Raw genomic sequence first — 16,904 nt, forward strand, 5'->3', positions numbered from 1 at the left:
CCACTGATTATTAGCCTTTACCAATCCGACGTTTACAGGCAGTGGATCTCCCGTCTAACTTCTTTTCTTTAACTGAATTTTTAGGCGAGAGTCTTACTGCCTGGAAAATAGCGGGATAAATGAACCAATGATAAAATACAGAATATTCATTCTAAATAACTAAAAAAAGCAGTAGACAAATATTGTCCACTGCATCCATATCATAACTAGCATAAAGAAAACTACAATTGAGGGGGGTGTAGGATTTTCAAATATACTAGATACTTATCCCGTTCTAACGGGCGGTAAACTTTCCAATTGTTTCAAGTGAAAAGTTTACCGCACATAAGAACTTCCTTCGTTCATTAAGATAGTATTGCTAAATAATCATATACACGCTTAGATTTCTCTCCACCCATTCGTGCATGTTGAAGAAGAGAAATACCATGAGGGCCAGATGCACGCAATGCTTCTGGTTGAGCTACTAAAATAGCTTGTACAACTTCTAATTCACCAAGCATAGCTGCTGCAAAAATATCCATCCGAGCACCCTTTTCTAGTAAATAAAGAGCAATATCTTTACGACCTACATGTGCCGATGCGCCTAACGCACTTTCCCAATCTGATCCACCCCAATTATAAGAGGCGTGAAGTAAGCTTGGTGATTCAACCAATAGCTCTTGTACTTTCTCTAAATCCCCGTGAGCTGCCATAACAAATTCTCTTACTAATTCCGTGGTAATACGCTCTTCTGTTTGCATCGCTCTTCTCCCCTTTTAGAAATTCGTTTCGGTGTAAAAAAAGGCTTGTCACTTCCTTGAAAAATATCTACATCTATGCCAAATACATGTTGAAACATTTCATGGCATAGTACTTCTTCTGGTATACCATCATACTGAATCTTTCCTCGCTTTAATACAAGTAAACGATCGCTATATTGAGCAGCTTGGTTAATGTCATGTAAAACCATTATAATTGTCATTCCAAACTCCTCATTTAATCGTTTCACAAGTTCCATTACTTCCAACTGGTGAACGATATCTAAAAAGGTTGTTGGTTCATCCAATAATAAGACATTTGTACGTTGCGCTAACGTCATCGCAATCCAAGCACGTTGCCGTTCCCCTCCTGATAAAGAATGTAAAAGACGATATTCATACCCTTCAAGATTTGTAACAGACAATGCCCAATCAACAATTTCTTCATCTTCTTTATTTAAGCGGCTACTCCATGATTTATGTGGACCTCTTCCGAACTCAATTAGTTCTTTCACTGTTAAATCTAATTGATGATCATGCATTTGCGGTAACATTGCTAATTGCTTCGCTACATCAGCACTCTTCATCATATGAATATTTTTCCCATCTAAAATGATGTCCCCTTCGCTTTGTTTCAGTAGCCTTGCTATTAAACGAAGCAAAGTAGATTTTCCCGATCCATTCGGACCAATTAAACTAACGATTTCTCCAGCCTTAATATGTACATTCATATTTTGCATTTGAAATCTTTCAGAGTGTGCGTAAAACACTTTGTTAACGGAAATCACTTTGTTTTCCTCCTCTATGAATTAAATATAAGAAGAACGGACCACCTAAGAAGGACAGTAAAATACCAACAGGCAATTCGATTGGGTCAAACCAACTTCGAGCTATTGCATCCGCAAAAACAAGTAATACCCCGCCGCCAAGGCATGATAAAGGTAGCAAATATCTATAATCATTTCCAACTAATAAACGTAGCATATGTGGTACGACAAGACCGACAAATCCAATAAGACCAGACACACTTACTGCAATTCCAGCTAATAATGTACTTACTACGATTAAATAAAACCGACTTTTTTCCACATTATGTCCTAATAACTTTGCCATTTCATCTCCAAGCATTAACACTCGAATATGCTTAATACCAAAGAAAGCTAATATAATGGCGAATATTGCATAATAAATAATCATGTTTAAATGTGCCCAACTTACACCTCCAATACCGCCCGCTAACCACGGTAACACCGATTGTACTTTGTCACTATGTAATAACATTAATGCTGACGTTGCTGCACCAATTAATGCATTGATCGACACCCCTACTAAGACGATTCTTGAAGGTGGTGCCCCTTTTTGCCATGATAAAGCATAAATAACCATCGCTGTTATGAAAGCTCCTAAAAACGCCCCTAGTGGTAAAAAAGCTAGATGCTGTGGGAATAAAATCATGATGACAATTGCTACAAGGCCTGCTCCAGATGAAACTCCGATAATACCAGGATCTGCAAGAGGGTTTCTCATAACCCCTTGTAGCAGTGTACCAGATGCAGCTAAACATGTTCCTACTATAAACCCAATAAGCACTCTCGGTATGCGAAGATCCCATACAATTCGATGAACTGTCGAACCTTCCTCTTGTATACCTGTTAAAATATCTCGTATAGAAAAGGATAAACTTCCTGCGAAAAGACCGTACAAGAGACCTAGGATTGTTAATACAACTAAAGTAACTGCTATTATCCATCTTTTTTTCGCAAAAGGATGTTCCTTTTCTCTTACTACTTCACTACTTTCCATACGTATCATTTCCTTACATCTTGTATACTTTTATACATAAAATCCATTGCTTCTGTAACTTTTGTACCAGGATTAGATCCAAATAAATCAGGTGGCAAAATAACTACGCGGTTTTGTTTTACTGCCTCTAAATTTTTCCACGCTTCATTTTTCATCATTTCGCCTTCGAATGCTTTTTTCACACTTTTTGGATCTCCGTGTGTAATTAAATAAATCACATCTGGATTCGCCTCAATAATACGTTCTACACTTAGCTGTGCATATTGCGGATATTCTTTCGTTTCTGGAAAATCAGAAGCAATATTTTTTCCGCCTGTTTTTTCTAAAATATCACCTGATAAAGATGTTGGTAATGCCGCTAAATAAGTACCTGGTGCGCCATACACTAGCAATGCTTTCACATCGCTCTTTTTCTCATATTTCTTCATTTGATCATTCATTTTTTGATTAATTTCTTTTGCTTTATCTTCTTTCTTCATTACCGTTCCATATAATTCAATATTCTTTTGAATATCTTGTACAGAATTCGCAGAAGAAATGATAACTTGCGTTCCTTGTCCTTCAACCGTTGGCACATTCTTTTGGAATCCATTGTTAGCAACAAGTACATCGGGCTTTAAACTAGCAATTTGCTCAAAATTCGGTTGATGTGCATTCCCAATTACTTGTGCTTTCTTTAACTCCTCTGGAAGAGTTAATTTCGTATCCGGGCGACCTACTATTTTTCCACCTAAAGCATGAATAATATCCATGTCCCCCATACTTAATGTTGCAAAATTTTCTGGCACTTTATCGAATGTTACCTTTCTTCCTGATAGGTCGGTAATTTCGATTTTCTCTTTTCCTTTTTCTGTTTTGGTTGCAGACGCTTTTTCGTCCCCTTTGGCACTGCAACCTATTAACAAGAAAAAAATAGATAAAATCGCTGTAAATAGCGTAATAGATTTTTTCATTCCTTCACCTCTAATTGATAATGATAATCATTAACTACTATTCTACTTTAATTGATAAGGATTATCATTGTCAACACGAAACGCATACATTTTTCTACAAAAAACAAAAAGCGTGACAAAAAGATTTTTTCTTTTCGCCGCGCTCTAGTTAACAATATTATTCACATTCATTTTCCTCTAGCTGGTCACGCATCACTTTCACTCGCTGAAAGAAAAAGAACGATAAACTTAAAAATATAACGATGCTCCCCATCATAACAAAAAATTGGATTGTCTCTTTTGCTCCATTCGGAATCAACAAGCCAACCATTAACAATGTACTTACAGCGAGAAGAATTTGTCCGAACCGAGTATAGTCTTCTATTTTTCCTTTTAATTCTTTCATTATATTCTCACTCCTCCATTTCACTGTATCATATTCTATGAAACTGAAAGACCAGTAAATACAGCCATTCTGGGAGATGTTTTCCAATAAAAAAAGAGCCGCTTTACTGCGGCTCTTTTGTAATCATTATTCACCTTTATATGCTTCCATATAAATTTCTTTCAGTTCTGAAATAAGCGGCAACTTTGGATTAGCAGTTGTACATTGATCTTCAAAAGCTCTTTCTGCTAATACTCCAACAACCTCTTCAAATTGCTCTTTATCTACTCCTTGTCCTGCAATACTCATATTAATATTTAAGCTTTTTCCAAGCTCAATAATTGCTTTGACGAGTGATTCCACCCCTTCTGCTGCCGAGCTTGCTGGAAGCCCGAGCATTCTCGCTATATGTGCATATCTTTCATCTGCCACAAAGTGCTCATATTTTGGGAACAATGCGTGTTTTCTTGGCTTAATAGCATTATAGCGGACTACATGCGGCATTAGAATGGCATTTGCGCGTCCGTGCGGAATATGGAATTCTGGTCCAATTTTATGTGCTAAGCTGTGATTAATACCGAGGAAAGCATTTGCAAATGCCATACCTGCAATTGCAGAAGCGTTATGCATTTTTTCTCTTGCTTCTTCATCATTTCCATCTTTATATGCTCTCGGTAAATATTTGAATACGAGATCAATAGCTTTTAATGCTAATCCATCTGTATAGTCATTTGCCATAACAGACACATACGCCTCAATTGCATGTGTTAAAACATCCATACCAGTATCTGCTGTTACATGTGGTGGTACTGTCATTACAAATTGCGGATCAACAATTGCTACATCTGGTGTTAATTCATAATCTGCAAGCGGATACTTTATATTATTTTTCTTATCTGTAATAACCGCAAATGGTGTCACTTCTGATCCCGTTCCTGATGTCGTTGGAATCGCAACAAACTGCGCCTTATTTCCTAATTCCGGATATTTACATGTACGTTTTCTTATATCTAAAAACTTCTGTTTAATGCCATAGAATGTCGTTTCTGGATGCTCATAGAATAACCACATTCCTTTTGCTGCATCCATAGCTGAACCACCACCAAGTGCGATAATTACATCTGGCTTAAAGCTTCTCATCATTTCCGCACCTTTAAAAACAGTTTCATCTGATGGATCTGGTTCGACCTCAAAGAAAACTTCAACTTTCACATCATTTGCATGCTTGTTTAAATAGTGCGCGACTGTATCGACATAGCCATGTTCAACCATTCCAGGGTCCGTTACAATAAATGCACGTGAAATGTTAGGTATATTTGCTAAATAAGCTGTAGCATGTTTTTCAAAATAAATTTTTGGTGGCAATTTGAACCACTGCATATTCTTTTTTCTATTTGCCAGCCTTTTTATATTTAATAAATGAGTGGCTGTTACATTTTGGGAAACTGAATTCTTTCCGTATGAACCACAACCAAGTGTAAGTGATGGAATAAATCCATTATATATATCACCTATTCCACCTTGTGATGAAGGTGCATTTACAATGAGACGGCAAGCTTTCATACGTAATCCAAATTGCTTTTGCACATCTTTATTTGTAGAATGGATAACTGCTGAATGTCCTAAACCACCGAGGTTCAACATTTCTTCGCAATATGTAAATCCTTCTTCTAATGAATTCGCCTTCACACAAGCTAATACTGGACTCAGTTTCTCACGAGATAACGGATATGCTGCTCCGATACCTTGAATTTCAGCTACAAGCATTTTTGTATGTTCAGGAACAGTAATCCCAACTAAATCGGCAATATACTGTGCTGATTTCCCTACAATATCACTATTTACTGCACATGTATTTTCATTTATAACAAGCTTTTCTAATTTTTTTCTTTCTTCTTCTGTTACAAAGTAACAATTGTTTTCAATCATTTCTGTTTTAACATCATCATAGATTTCTTTATCGACAATGATTGCTTGTTCCGATGCACAAATCATACCGTTATCAAATGTTTTCGATAAAATTAAATCATTAACAGCTCGTTTTACATGTGCTGATTTTTCTATATAACACGGTACATTACCAGGCCCAACGCCTAACGCTGGTTTTCCAGTAGAGTAAGCTGATTTCACCATACCAGCGCCTCCAGTTGCTAGAACGAGTGCTACACCATCATGGTTCATTAATTGTTTCGTCGCTTCAACAGACGGTCTTTCAATCCATTGAATACAGTGTTTTGGTGCACCAGCTTTCATCGCTGCATCATATACTGTTTTCGCCGCTGCCACAGAACATTTTTGTGCGGAAGGATGAAACGCGAAAATAATTGGATTTCTTGTTTTTATCGCAATTAACGCTTTAAACATTGTTGTCGACGTTGGATTCGTTACTGGCGTTACCCCAGCTACTACACCGACAGGTTCCGCGATTTCTATTATTTCTTCATGAGAATCTTCGTGAATAATTCCTACCGTTTTATCTTGCTTTATACTATGCCAAATATATTCAGTGGCAAAAATATTTTTAATGCATTTGTCTTCATATACACCACGGCCAGTTTCTTCAACTGCTAATTTTGCTAGCGGCATATGTTGATCAACACCTGCTAATGCCATTTCATGAACAATGTTGTCAATTTCCTCTTGTGTAAAACTTTCTAATGCTTGTAAAGCTTGTTGACCATTATTTACTAGTGTATCAATCATCTTTTTTACTTCCTGCATTTCATTTACAACTTTCTCTTTGACTACCATGTAAATTTCCTCCTATTCTACTATCACGGTCCTTATATGTCCCTATAGGTCAAAATAAGTCCCAATTAACATAAAAAAATAGAGATGCTTTCCTACATGAATTTCATTGTTTGTGAAATATTTCACAAGTTTGTTCGTGAGTAACATTTCCTGAATTCAATATACATGAAATCATTTCGTTTGTGTATGTCTATTTTGTGAAATGTTTCACAAAATAATGTAATAAAAAAACGCACTGCTCTATATTAGCAGTGCGTTTTTTTATTATGCTAGCGCTTGTGCTAAATCTTCAATTAAATCTTCACCATCTTCAATACCGACAGAAATACGAATTAATGTATCTGTAATTCCTAATTCTTTGCGGCGATCAGCTGGGATTGATGCATGTGTCATTTGAGATGGAATAGAAATTAAACTTTCTACTGCTCCTAAACTTTCAGCCAGTGTAAAATACTGCAATTTCTCAAGTACTTTATTTAATGTCTCTTCACTATCTACATCAAATGAGATAATAGCACCAAAACCATTTGCTTGTTCTGTTGCTAATTCGTGGTTTTGATGTGATTCAAGACCTGGGTAATATACTTTATTTACTTTTGGATGATTATTTAAGAACTCAGCAATAGCGCGTGAATTCGTTTCATGTTCTTCCATACGAATTCCTAATGTTTTTAAACCACGAAGTAGTAAGAAGCTATCTTGCGGCCCAAGAATACCTCCTGTTGAGTTTTGTACAAAGTGAAGATCTTCTGCTAGTTGTGGGCTATTTACAACTACTAGACCTGCAACTACGTCACTATGACCTCCTAAATATTTCGTTGCACTATGAAGCACAATATCTGCTCCTAAAGAAATCGGCGACTGCCAATATGGCGTCATGAATGTGTTATCAATAATTGTTAATAAGTCTTTCTCTTTAGCAAGAGTAGATATTTTCTTAATATCAGTAATTTTTAGTAGTGGGTTCGTTGGTGTTTCCACATAAATTGCTTTCGTATTTGGACGAATCGCTTCTTTAACTTCCTCTAAGTTTGTTGTATCTACAAATGTATGCTCAATACCGAAACGGTTTAATACTTTCGTAATAACGCGGTATGTTCCGCCATAAACATCATCTGTTAAAATAACGTGGTCACCTTTTGAGAACAACATAATTGTCGCTGTAATAGCAGCCATTCCTGAACCAAATGCAAATCCAGCATGCCCATTTTCTAATACAGCAATCATTTCTTCTAAAGCTGCACGTGTTGGGTTACCTGTACGTGAATATTCATATCCTTGATGCTTACCAACTGCTTCTTGTTTGTACGTACTTGTTTGATAAATCGGTACGTTTACAGATCCAGTTGAAGGTTCTCCCATGCGAATACCATGAATTAACTTTGTCTTTGCTCTCATTTTTTATTCCCATCCTTTGTATATGTCTTTACTTAAATAGCGCTCACTGCTATCAGGAAAAATGGTTACAATATTTGTACCTGGTGCTGCCTTCTCTGCCTCAAGTAAGCTCGCATGAAATGCTGCTCCTGAAGAGCTCCCAACGAGAAGTCCTTCTTTTTGCGCTAATTCTTTCACTCGTAAAAATGCATTTCGATCAGAAATCGTATGAATTTCATCAAAATAAGATGTCTTCAAAAATGGCGGGATAAATTCCAGTCCAATTCCTTCGGTCTCATGTGAACCAGCCTTACCACCATTTAAAATAGATCCTTCTGGCTCTACGATAACTGTTTTAATACCTATATTTTTTTCTTTCAAATAAGATGCAGTCCCCATAAATGTACCGCCAGTTCCTGCTCCAGCAACAAATATGTTAATCTCTCCATTCAATGCGTCCCACAGTTCAGGTCCTAATGTTTTAAAATATGCACGAGGATTTGCCTCATTTGCGAACTGACTTGGAGAGTATGAATTCGGTATTTCATTTACTAACTCTTTTGCTTTAGCAATTGCACCGGTCATTCCTTGCTCAGTCGGTGTATGCACGACCGTTGCACCTAGTGCTTTCATTAATTCTTGTTTTTCAATACTAAATTTCTCTGGTACACAAACAATAACACGTAAATCATGCTCTAATGCTGCAAGTGCCAGTCCAATACCAGTATTCCCAGCAGTCGGTTCAATAATTGTTCCACCCTGGGTAACAAGCCCTTTTTCTAGCGCATCTTCGATTAATTCTCTTCCTAAACGATCCTTAACGCTTCCGCCTGGGTTATAAAATTCAAGCTTTGCAAATAAACGGACCCCTTTCGGAAGTGAAAAACGAGTAATTTCTACAATTGGTGTATGACCAATTAACTCATGAACTCCACGATATACATTCATCGTGTTCTCCCCCTTGTTTGCCAATAAAGAAAAGGCAACTGTATGTATTTTCTTTATATGAGACAGTTGCCTTTTTGTTACATTACTTTAACTCTTCTAACACTTTTACGATAAAGTTTGTAGAATGAAGAGCTGCTTGATCTAAAAACTGATCAAATGAAACATTTGATTCTTTACCAGCAATATCAGAAAGTGCGCGAATGATAACAAACGGAATTTCATATTGGTGGCATACTTGTGCAACAGCTGCTGCTTCCATTTCTACCGCATAAAGATTTTCAAATTTATCACGAATTGCTGCAACACGGTTCGGATCACTCATAAATGAATCACCTGTTGCAATCATACCTTTTACAACTTGAATATTTTCTTCAGCCTGCATACATTTCTCAGCTAATGCAACTAACGCCTCATCAGCTTTAAATCCAGGCGGCATTCCTGGTACTTGACCATATTCATAGTTAAATGCTGTTACATCTACGTCATGGTGACGAACTTCAGTGGAAATAACTACATCACCAACGTTTAGAGAATGATGGAATCCACCAGCTGAACCAGTATTAATTACTTTTTCAGGCTTATATTTTTCTAATAAAATTGTCGTTGACATCGCTGCGTTTACTTTACCAATACCAGACTTTAACAAGATTACTTCATGCCCTGCTAATAGCCCTTTCGTAAATTCACAACCTGCAACCGTTTCTGTTTCTGCTTGTTCTAATTTGTCACGTAAAATACGTACTTCTTCTTCCATTGCTCCAATTACAGCAATTCTCAATCTAATCCCTCTTTCTATTGCTTAGTTGCCTCCATTACCCAAACGAAATGATTTAATCTCGTGAATGTTACATGGAAGCCATTGTTTTCAAAAATAGTCTGCATAACTGGAATACGTGTATAGTATTCCGTTTGCAAATCGTTTGCTAACTGGTGGAAACCTCTTTCTTGTGCTGTTTCAACAGTTTTATCATATGCATCTTGATCTGCAAATATCGTATCAGCAAACACTATTTTACCACCTTTGTTTAGCAATTGACTATACTTCGCAATCGCTACATTTTTTTCATCATCTGTTAAATGATGAAATGCATAGGTGCTTACAATGGTATCAATTGAATTTGGAACTTCAAACGAAAGAAAATCACCCTCTGTAATTGAAAATTCTTTTGGCAATTTCTCTTTTGCAATCATGCGCATTTCACGCGACGGTTCTATACCGTAAACTGTGCGGCCAGCAAGTAATAATTTATTTGTTAAATTACCTGTACCGACACCAAATTCTAATACATTACCAAATGACTTGTTAACTACATCCTCTAGAATGTCCTCATAATGGGCGAAAACTTCTTTATATTGTATATCTTCGCCTTGTACAAATGAGTCGTACGTATGAGCCCACTCATCAAATAAACCATTAAATTCTGTACCCATAAAAATTCCCCTTTTTCTTATCGGTTTTATCAGTATGATATTCCCTCTTTCTAAAAATGTCAATTGAAATGTACATGGTATTTCCTTCTTTTCTTTGTTACACTATAGTTGATTACATAGGAGAGGGGCCGTCTTCATGTCATTTACCTTTGAAATGTTAGAAGATAAAGTAGAGTTTTTTGAAGCGGGAGACTTAGCTTCTTTAGAACGAAAAATTAGTGAACAAATTGATAATAATAAAGCACTTATGCTTGAAGTTCATCACATCTCTCATCAAATGGTTATGGATCCTGAAAGCAAAAGACCGTATTATAGCGCGGTTGTTCATTTTAAATTAAAGAAATTGCGTTAACAAAAAAGAGAAGCTCCTAAGGAGCTTCTCTTTTTTAGTTTAGAGTTTGAACAAGTACTGGTTTCCAGCCCTCATTGTCTACCCAATCAATATTTACGTAATATCTTTTCCCACTTTGCTTATCTTGAACATCACCATAAGCTTTGCTCTTTCCAGTTTTGTCTCTTCCAACAAAATGGAATACTAATTGCTCTTTCGGTATCTCAACACCTGCAGCAATTGCACTTTGCATCTCATTCCAATCTGATGACCCTTGTTTAAACGTCATCGCCGGTGATGAACCTTGTTCTGTTCCTACAGCTTTCCAAGAAGGTTTTGTGTAAGCCTCTTTTGCCTTAGATACAGTTTTTTCAGCTGATACTTTCTCGTTAGCTTTCGCTTCTTCTTCAGCTTTTTTCTGTTCTTCTTCAGCCTTTAGCTTCTCTTCTTCAGCTTTTTTCTTAGCTTCTGCTTGCTCTTGTTCTTTTTCTTTTTTCTTAGCAGATTCTTTATCTTCTGATTTTCCAGCTTTCTCATTCTTTGTTGTTTGTTGAGAGACTTTCTTATCAGTAGAAGATGCTTGCTCTTTCGTACTAGGAACGAACAATTGATATGCTACAATAGCTACTAATAGTAATACAATAGCGATTGCAATATTTAAAACACCGTTTTGACGACGTTTTTGTTGTTTCTGTTGGAATCTTGATCCTCCTGCCATTCTCCAAACCTCCATGCAGTTTTTCCTAATTGCTATTGTAACATTAAATCTAGAAAGGTTGAACATTTACAATGATATTTTCATGAAATGAAGACATTTCACTATAAATTGCAAGATTACTTTTCATTCTCCAATTGATAGATTGCTCCCACCATATCTTTAAAAATAGGTGTAACTTTATTCACTTTGCTATCAGTCTCTAGATCAACAACAACTAAAGCATATCTTGGATTCTCATACGGAAAATAACCTGCAAACCAGCGATTCACCCTCGTCCCTTTCCCCGTTTGCGCTGTCCCGGATTTTCCAGCGACACTTAGTGGCAACGAACGGAATGCCGTTCCTGTTCCTTTCTCCCTTGTTACAACGCCTCTTAATAACTCTTGTAATGTTTTCACTGTTTCATACGAAAGCTGTTTTCCATTTAACGTATGGCTCTCAAATGTAAAAAAATCCGCTCCATTTTTATATACTATTTTTTCAACAGCTTTCACTTCCATCTTTTCTCCATTCCTCGCAATCGTCGCCATCATATTGGCAATTGCTAGAGGTGATATACGTACATCTTTCTGTCCAATCGCTGTTTGTTCTACCGCTTTTTTATTACTTTTATTTTCTTCATTCCCCCAAATAGTAGTGCCTTTCTCTTCTGACATTTGCTCAAAATGAGGTGTATGAAATACAGAACCTTTCCATCCAACCTTTTCATTTGCTCCTAGAGCTGCTACGTATGTTTCTAACACCGTCCTATCCTTTTGTAATAGCTCGTTACCTAACTCGGAAAATGTCCTGTTACAGCTCCTAGCAAAGCTCTCTTTAAAGTTAAGCGTACCCATCCTAACTTGCGGGTCGTTTTCACCATATAAATCTTTATTACAGTTAAATGTCCGATTAAACAAATTTACTTTTTGATCAATGACTGCAGCTGCAACTACTGTTTTAAAAACAGAGCCTGGAAAATGTGGCGTTAACATTTGATTTTCAAGTGTAGTTTTATATAAATTCTCATCCCTTACTTGTAAAGACGGCTTACTAACCATCGCTAATATTTCATTTGTCTTTACATCAAGTAATACTAATCCCCCCTTCTTTATTTCGTTTGCTTCAATCACTTCTTCTGCTTTTTGCTGCAACTCTTTATGTAAAGTAGTTTGAACCCTAACTGGATAAAACGGATTTCCTGGTGAAGTGTATTTCGCTTGCTTTCCGAAAATTGGTTCTCCTTGCCGATCTACTTGATATAATACTTTTGCCTCTCCATCAGTCAATAGAAATTCATCAAATGATTGCTGTAATCCTGAAATACCTATCGGCGTTTGTTTTGAAATTTTTTTCAATTCTCCATATCGCTTTTGAAACTCCCTTTCGTTCTCCCCTACATCACCAATTAAATGACTGATTTCTCCAGTTTGTTTTAATCGTACTTCAGCTGCTACAATACCTAATACATGTAATTCATTTACCTTCTCCATCTGCTCTCGTGTCACTCGAAATGGAGCAGTTTCTCCTTGTAGGGTAAATGCATTTTTGTTATTTTTCATTTGTCTTCTAATCTCTTGTCTCGACACACCAATGATATGCGCGATTTTCTCTAACATGTCATTTTTTATTTGTAAAAATGGAAAAATAATTAAAACAGGATATTTTTCCTCACCTATTTCTTTACCATTACGATCTATAAACTGCCCACGTCCATCGTCTACTGTAATGGATTGTGTGCGTTGCGTAACACTTTTTTCAATTAAATTTATTTTGCGATCAGTAAATGATTCTGTATCTATAATTTGAATTTGGATTAAACGACAAAGCAATACAAACATAACGCTCATAAAACAAATTAAAACAATTGTAATTCTCCGTTTTATTTTCATAAAAAAACACCTCGTCTATTGTAGTTTAGACGAGGTACTATTTTATTTATACAAGCTCCAAAACAAAAATAGATATTATATAAAGCTATTATTGTTTTTTTGGCTTCTCTAAAAATTTCGTAAGAAGCGATTTAAATTCAGTTTCATTCACTCCAGTGTTTTTAGCAACTTCAATTACAGTAGTTGTTACATTAGCCGCTACTTTTAAATAGTCCTTACTGAAATTATCCATTTCATTTCTTTTTTCTTTTGCATTCTCAACTGTTACAGAATCAATACAAGTAATCATCTTATCTACAATATGTAAATAATTATTTTGTGCATCTATTATTTTTTGAATATCATCTTTATTACTTACTTTCGATTGTTTTAAATATGTATATGCTTGATTCACTTCATCTTTTAAAATTTTATCATTATTCTTCGCCTGTTCTTGTAACATATTCTTCATATCATCTATTGTTTTTTGATCCATCGAATCTCGCAATAAATAATCTGGATTCCCAATTGCGTAATCATACTTAATCGTTACATCTTGAAATATTTTCATGACAATTGCTAATTGATACGCTACATCAAAATCATTAAATTCCTTTTTATCTTGTGGATTTTCTAAGGCTTTTGAACTCTCAGTTGCTTTAATATCCTTTTTTTCTTCTTGCTTTACTTTTTCTCCCTTTGATGATGTAGTTTCTTCATTCGTTCCGCATGCAGCAAGTCCTAATATGGAGATACTACAAACCAATCCTGTAAAGATTTTATGTTTCATAATTAGCCCCTTTTCCCTTTTAAAACCTATGGTCTCTAATTATGATATCAAAGCTTAAAGTGTTTTTTTGACATTTTTTGTCGAATCACTCTAAGGTTTACACAATTTTTTTCATTCTACAGAAAAAAAAGATTCTCCCGATAGGAGAATCTTTTTTTTATTTTACAGAGACAATCTCTACTTGCATTTCTCCGCCTGGTGTTTGGATTGTTACTTTCTCACCAATTTGCTTACCTAATAAGCTTTTTGCGATTGGAGAATCGTTAGAAATTCTTCCTTCGAATGGATCAGCTTCCGCGCTACCTACGATTGTATACGCTTCTTCATCTCCGTTTGGTAATTCTTTAAATGTTACTGTTTTACCTAATGTAACAACAGTAGATACTTCGCCAGTATCTTTAATGATAACTGCGTTACGAATCATATTTTCTAATTGTGTAATACGTCCTTCTACGAACGCTTGCTCATCTTTCGCTGCATCGTACTCAGAGTTCTCAGAAAGGTCCCCGAAGCTACGTGCGATTTTAATACGTTCTACTACTTCTTTACGTCTTACTGTTTTTAATTGCTCAAGTTCGTTCTCTAGTTTTTGCTTACCCTCTTGCGTCATAGGGTATGTTTTTTCTGTTGACATATTTTCCACTCCTTTTATATACCAATCCCCTGAAAAAAAGAGGAGTTCCATATGAAAACTCCTCCGCTTCCATTGTTAGCGGAGGTTTCTAGTACCCTTGCACTAGCGGAGTTGTCACATACAACCCCGTATTTCCAATTCTTCTTTATATAAAGAAGATATGTATGGAAAGTTGATATAAATATGCCCTCACCTATATATAGATGAGGTTGCATGTTTCATTGTATTCGATAAGAAGGGAAAAAATCCCTTCCTACCGTATATCTTTTACTATGCTATTACAAATTTACTTTTTGTTCAAGAATTGTTGCAATTTTTGTCACCATAATATCAATTGCAACGTGGTTTTGTCCACCTTCAGGGATAATAATATCCGCAAATTTCTTAGAAGGCTCAATAAATTGATTGTGCATTGGACGTACAACATTTACGTACTGATCAATAACTGAATCCATCGTACGACCGCGCTCTTTAATATCACGCTGCATGCGGCGCAGAATACGAAGGTCAGCATCCGTATCAACGAATAATTTAATGTCCATTAACTCGCAAAGACGTGGGTCTTCTAAAATAAGAATTCCTTCTAAAATAATTACATCTTTCGGCTCAACTGGAATAATTTCTTCTGAACGCGTATGCAATGTATAGTCATATACAGGCTTATCAATTTGCTCATATGCAAGCAACTGCTGCAAATGTTCAATTAACAGATCATTATCAAACGCAAGCGGATGATCATAATTTGTTTTTAAACGCTCTTCCATTGGTAAATGGCTTTGATCTTTGTAATAATAATCTTGCTCTAAGATTAAAATAGAATGACCTTTAAAATGGTCAAAAATCGCTTTCGTTACACTCGTTTTACCTGATCCCGAACCACCAGCAATTCCAATTACAACAGGCTTATTCGTCCCCATTCGACTATCACTCTTTCTTATTGAAGTATGCTTTTGCGCATCATATTATTCACATACACTCGTTGATCCACTTTGAATTTCACGATTTGCAACGGATGTCTCGCTGCATCTAATTCGTTTCCATCCTCATCCCAAATTTTCTCCACCGTTTGCGTAAAGTTTTCTATTTCTGGTCCAAAGAACTCCACTTCATGTCCTGGTTTGAAATGATTACGTTGCTCAATCGTTACGATGCCCGTTTCTTCATTATAATCTAACACTAAACCAGCAAAATCATACGTTGTTTTCTTACTATGATTTCCAAACATTTGCTCTTGATGTCCTGGAACCCCTTCAAAGAATGCAGGAGCTGTATCACGATTTGCACATTTATCAAGCTCATCTAACCATTCTTGTTTAAACTCAAAGTTATCTGGATCCGCACAATAAGCATCAATTACTTTACGATATACAGTTGCTACAGTCGCTACGTAATGGATTGATTTCATACGTCCTTCTACCTTTAAGCTATCGATTCCGATTTCAATCATTTTCGGAATGGATAAAATTAAATTTAAATCTTTTGGACTCATCGCAAAGTGAGCATCTCCTTCTTGGAATAGAGGAAGCTCTTTTGCATCTTTATGTTGTGATACTGTTTGAACTAAATCATAATCCCAGCGGCAAGATTGGCAACAGCCACCACGATTAGAATCACGCGCTGTCATATGGTTACTTAATGTGCATCTTCCTGAATATGCGATACACATTGCACCATGTACGAATGCTTCAATTTCAATATCCACTTTTTCTTTAATTTCTTTCATTTCTTCATAGCTTGCTTCACGAGCTAATACAAGACGATGTAAACCTTCTTCTTTCCAATACTGTGCTGCTTTCCAGTTGGATAGTGATTGCTGTGTGCTTAAATGCACCTCAACAGAAGGCGCTACGCGTTTACAAGTCTCAATGATAAGCGGATCAGCAACGATAATTCCCGTTACGCCAGCTTTTTCAATCCCTTTTAAATATTCCTCTAGCCCGTCCATATTTTCATTATGCGCAAAGATATTTGTTGTTACGTATATTTTTGCTCCATACTTCTTTGCAAACTCAACGCCTTCTGCCATTTCTTCTAGCGTAAAGTTGCCTGCATTCGAACGAAGACCAAATTCTTGTCCACCTAAATATACAGCATCTGCCCCGTAATGGATAGCTACTTTTAATTTTTCTAAGTTACCCGCAGGGATTAACAGTTCAGGTTTCTTCACAATAACACGTTTGCCATCGATCACTCGTGAAATTTCTTGTACAGTCATTT

At 36.2% G+C, this 16,904-nt stretch carries 17 protein-coding genes; 1 reads left to right on the forward strand and 16 read right to left on the reverse strand.

Translation table 11 applies throughout. The annotated features are described in order from the left end of the window. Window positions 1-344: 344 nt before the first annotated feature. The 10 genes from GBN91_RS02995 to GBN91_RS03045 form a co-directional block, all read right to left on the reverse strand. Window positions 345-740, reverse strand: a complete 396-nt coding sequence (locus tag GBN91_RS02995; RefSeq protein ID WP_001192766.1) for an ankyrin repeat domain-containing protein — start codon at window positions 738-740, stop codon at window positions 345-347. Beyond that, entirely contained in the window at window positions 707-1,525 is an 819-nt protein-coding gene (locus GBN91_RS03000; RefSeq protein WP_006926759.1) for an ABC transporter ATP-binding protein, read from the reverse strand. Before GBN91_RS03000 ends, GBN91_RS02995 begins: the two co-directional genes overlap by 34 nt. Beyond that, window positions 1,512-2,540, reverse strand: coding sequence for a FecCD family ABC transporter permease (locus GBN91_RS03005; RefSeq protein WP_002024813.1), 1,029 nt, complete (start codon window positions 2,538-2,540; stop codon window positions 1,512-1,514). The genes GBN91_RS03000 and GBN91_RS03005 overlap by 14 nt, the downstream gene beginning before the upstream one ends. 5 nt (window positions 2,541-2,545) lie before the next feature. Next, a complete protein-coding gene (locus tag GBN91_RS03010) occupies window positions 2,546-3,493 on the reverse strand; it encodes an ABC transporter substrate-binding protein (RefSeq protein WP_000748452.1) in 948 nt (315 codons plus the stop codon). Between the two features lie 157 nt (window positions 3,494-3,650). Then, window positions 3,651-3,878, reverse strand: a complete 228-nt coding sequence (locus GBN91_RS03020) for a YrhC family protein (RefSeq protein ID WP_000661263.1) — start codon at window positions 3,876-3,878, stop codon at window positions 3,651-3,653. Between the two features lie 126 nt (window positions 3,879-4,004). Further along, complete coding sequence (adhE, locus tag GBN91_RS03025) at window positions 4,005-6,608, reverse strand: bifunctional acetaldehyde-CoA/alcohol dehydrogenase (protein ID WP_000260507.1); 2,604 nt, start codon at window positions 6,606-6,608, stop codon at window positions 4,005-4,007. Between the two features lie 264 nt (window positions 6,609-6,872). Next, the gene (locus GBN91_RS03030) at window positions 6,873-8,006 is read right to left on the reverse strand and encodes a bifunctional cystathionine gamma-lyase/homocysteine desulfhydrase (protein WP_152121246.1); all 1,134 of its coding nucleotides are present in this window, start codon (window positions 8,004-8,006) and stop codon (window positions 6,873-6,875) included. 3 nt (window positions 8,007-8,009) lie between these two features. Continuing rightward, entirely contained in the window at window positions 8,010-8,933 is a 924-nt protein-coding gene (locus GBN91_RS03035) for an O-acetylserine dependent cystathionine beta-synthase (RefSeq protein ID WP_001103878.1), read from the reverse strand. 82 nt (window positions 8,934-9,015) lie between these two features. Next, on the reverse strand, window positions 9,016-9,711 hold the full coding sequence (gene mtnN / locus GBN91_RS03040) for a 5'-methylthioadenosine/S-adenosylhomocysteine nucleosidase (protein WP_001217024.1): 696 nt from the start codon (window positions 9,709-9,711) through the stop codon (window positions 9,016-9,018). 14 nt (window positions 9,712-9,725) lie between these two features. Further along, window positions 9,726-10,364 carry a class I SAM-dependent DNA methyltransferase gene (locus tag GBN91_RS03045; RefSeq protein ID WP_000536321.1) on the reverse strand — a complete coding sequence of 213 codons (639 nt, stop codon included), beginning with the start codon at window positions 10,362-10,364 and terminating at the stop codon, window positions 9,726-9,728. A gap of 136 nt (window positions 10,365-10,500) precedes the next feature. Between GBN91_RS03045 and GBN91_RS03050 the strand changes: the two genes are divergently transcribed. After that, window positions 10,501-10,716 (forward strand): YrzA family protein, encoded by a 216-nt coding sequence (locus tag GBN91_RS03050; protein ID WP_000010984.1) that lies wholly within the window; start codon window positions 10,501-10,503, stop codon window positions 10,714-10,716. Between the two features lie 34 nt (window positions 10,717-10,750). Here the strand turns inward: GBN91_RS03050 and GBN91_RS03055 are convergent, their stop codons facing one another. The 6 genes from GBN91_RS03055 to GBN91_RS03080 form a co-directional block, all read right to left on the reverse strand. Then, a complete protein-coding gene (locus GBN91_RS03055) occupies window positions 10,751-11,413 on the reverse strand; it encodes a YrrS family protein (RefSeq protein WP_000897098.1) in 663 nt (220 codons plus the stop codon). Between the two features lie 116 nt (window positions 11,414-11,529). Then, window positions 11,530-13,284 (reverse strand): peptidoglycan D,D-transpeptidase FtsI family protein, encoded by a 1,755-nt coding sequence (locus GBN91_RS03060; protein WP_000695153.1) that lies wholly within the window; start codon window positions 13,282-13,284, stop codon window positions 11,530-11,532. Window positions 13,285-13,372: 88 nt separating this feature from the next. Then, a complete protein-coding gene (locus GBN91_RS03065) occupies window positions 13,373-14,053 on the reverse strand; it encodes a hypothetical protein (RefSeq protein ID WP_000680877.1) in 681 nt (226 codons plus the stop codon). A gap of 157 nt (window positions 14,054-14,210) precedes the next feature. Beyond that, window positions 14,211-14,687: a transcription elongation factor GreA gene (gene greA, locus GBN91_RS03070; RefSeq protein WP_000102591.1), complete on the reverse strand. Its 477-nt coding sequence runs from the start codon at window positions 14,685-14,687 to the stop codon at window positions 14,211-14,213. Between the two features lie 278 nt (window positions 14,688-14,965). Continuing rightward, window positions 14,966-15,604 (reverse strand): uridine kinase, encoded by a 639-nt coding sequence (udk, locus tag GBN91_RS03075; protein ID WP_000537078.1) that lies wholly within the window; start codon window positions 15,602-15,604, stop codon window positions 14,966-14,968. A 17-nt stretch (window positions 15,605-15,621) separates the two neighbouring features. Beyond that, the gene (locus GBN91_RS03080; protein WP_000217974.1) at window positions 15,622-16,902 is read right to left on the reverse strand and encodes a peptidase U32 family protein; all 1,281 of its coding nucleotides are present in this window, start codon (window positions 16,900-16,902) and stop codon (window positions 15,622-15,624) included. Window positions 16,903-16,904: the final 2 nt, after the last annotated feature.

Origin of the sequence: Bacillus sp. B1-WWTP-T-0.5-Post-4, assembly GCF_009183795.1 — a bacterium.
GTDB classification, from domain to species: Bacteria; Bacillota; Bacilli; order Bacillales; family Bacillaceae_G; genus Bacillus_A; species Bacillus_A cereus.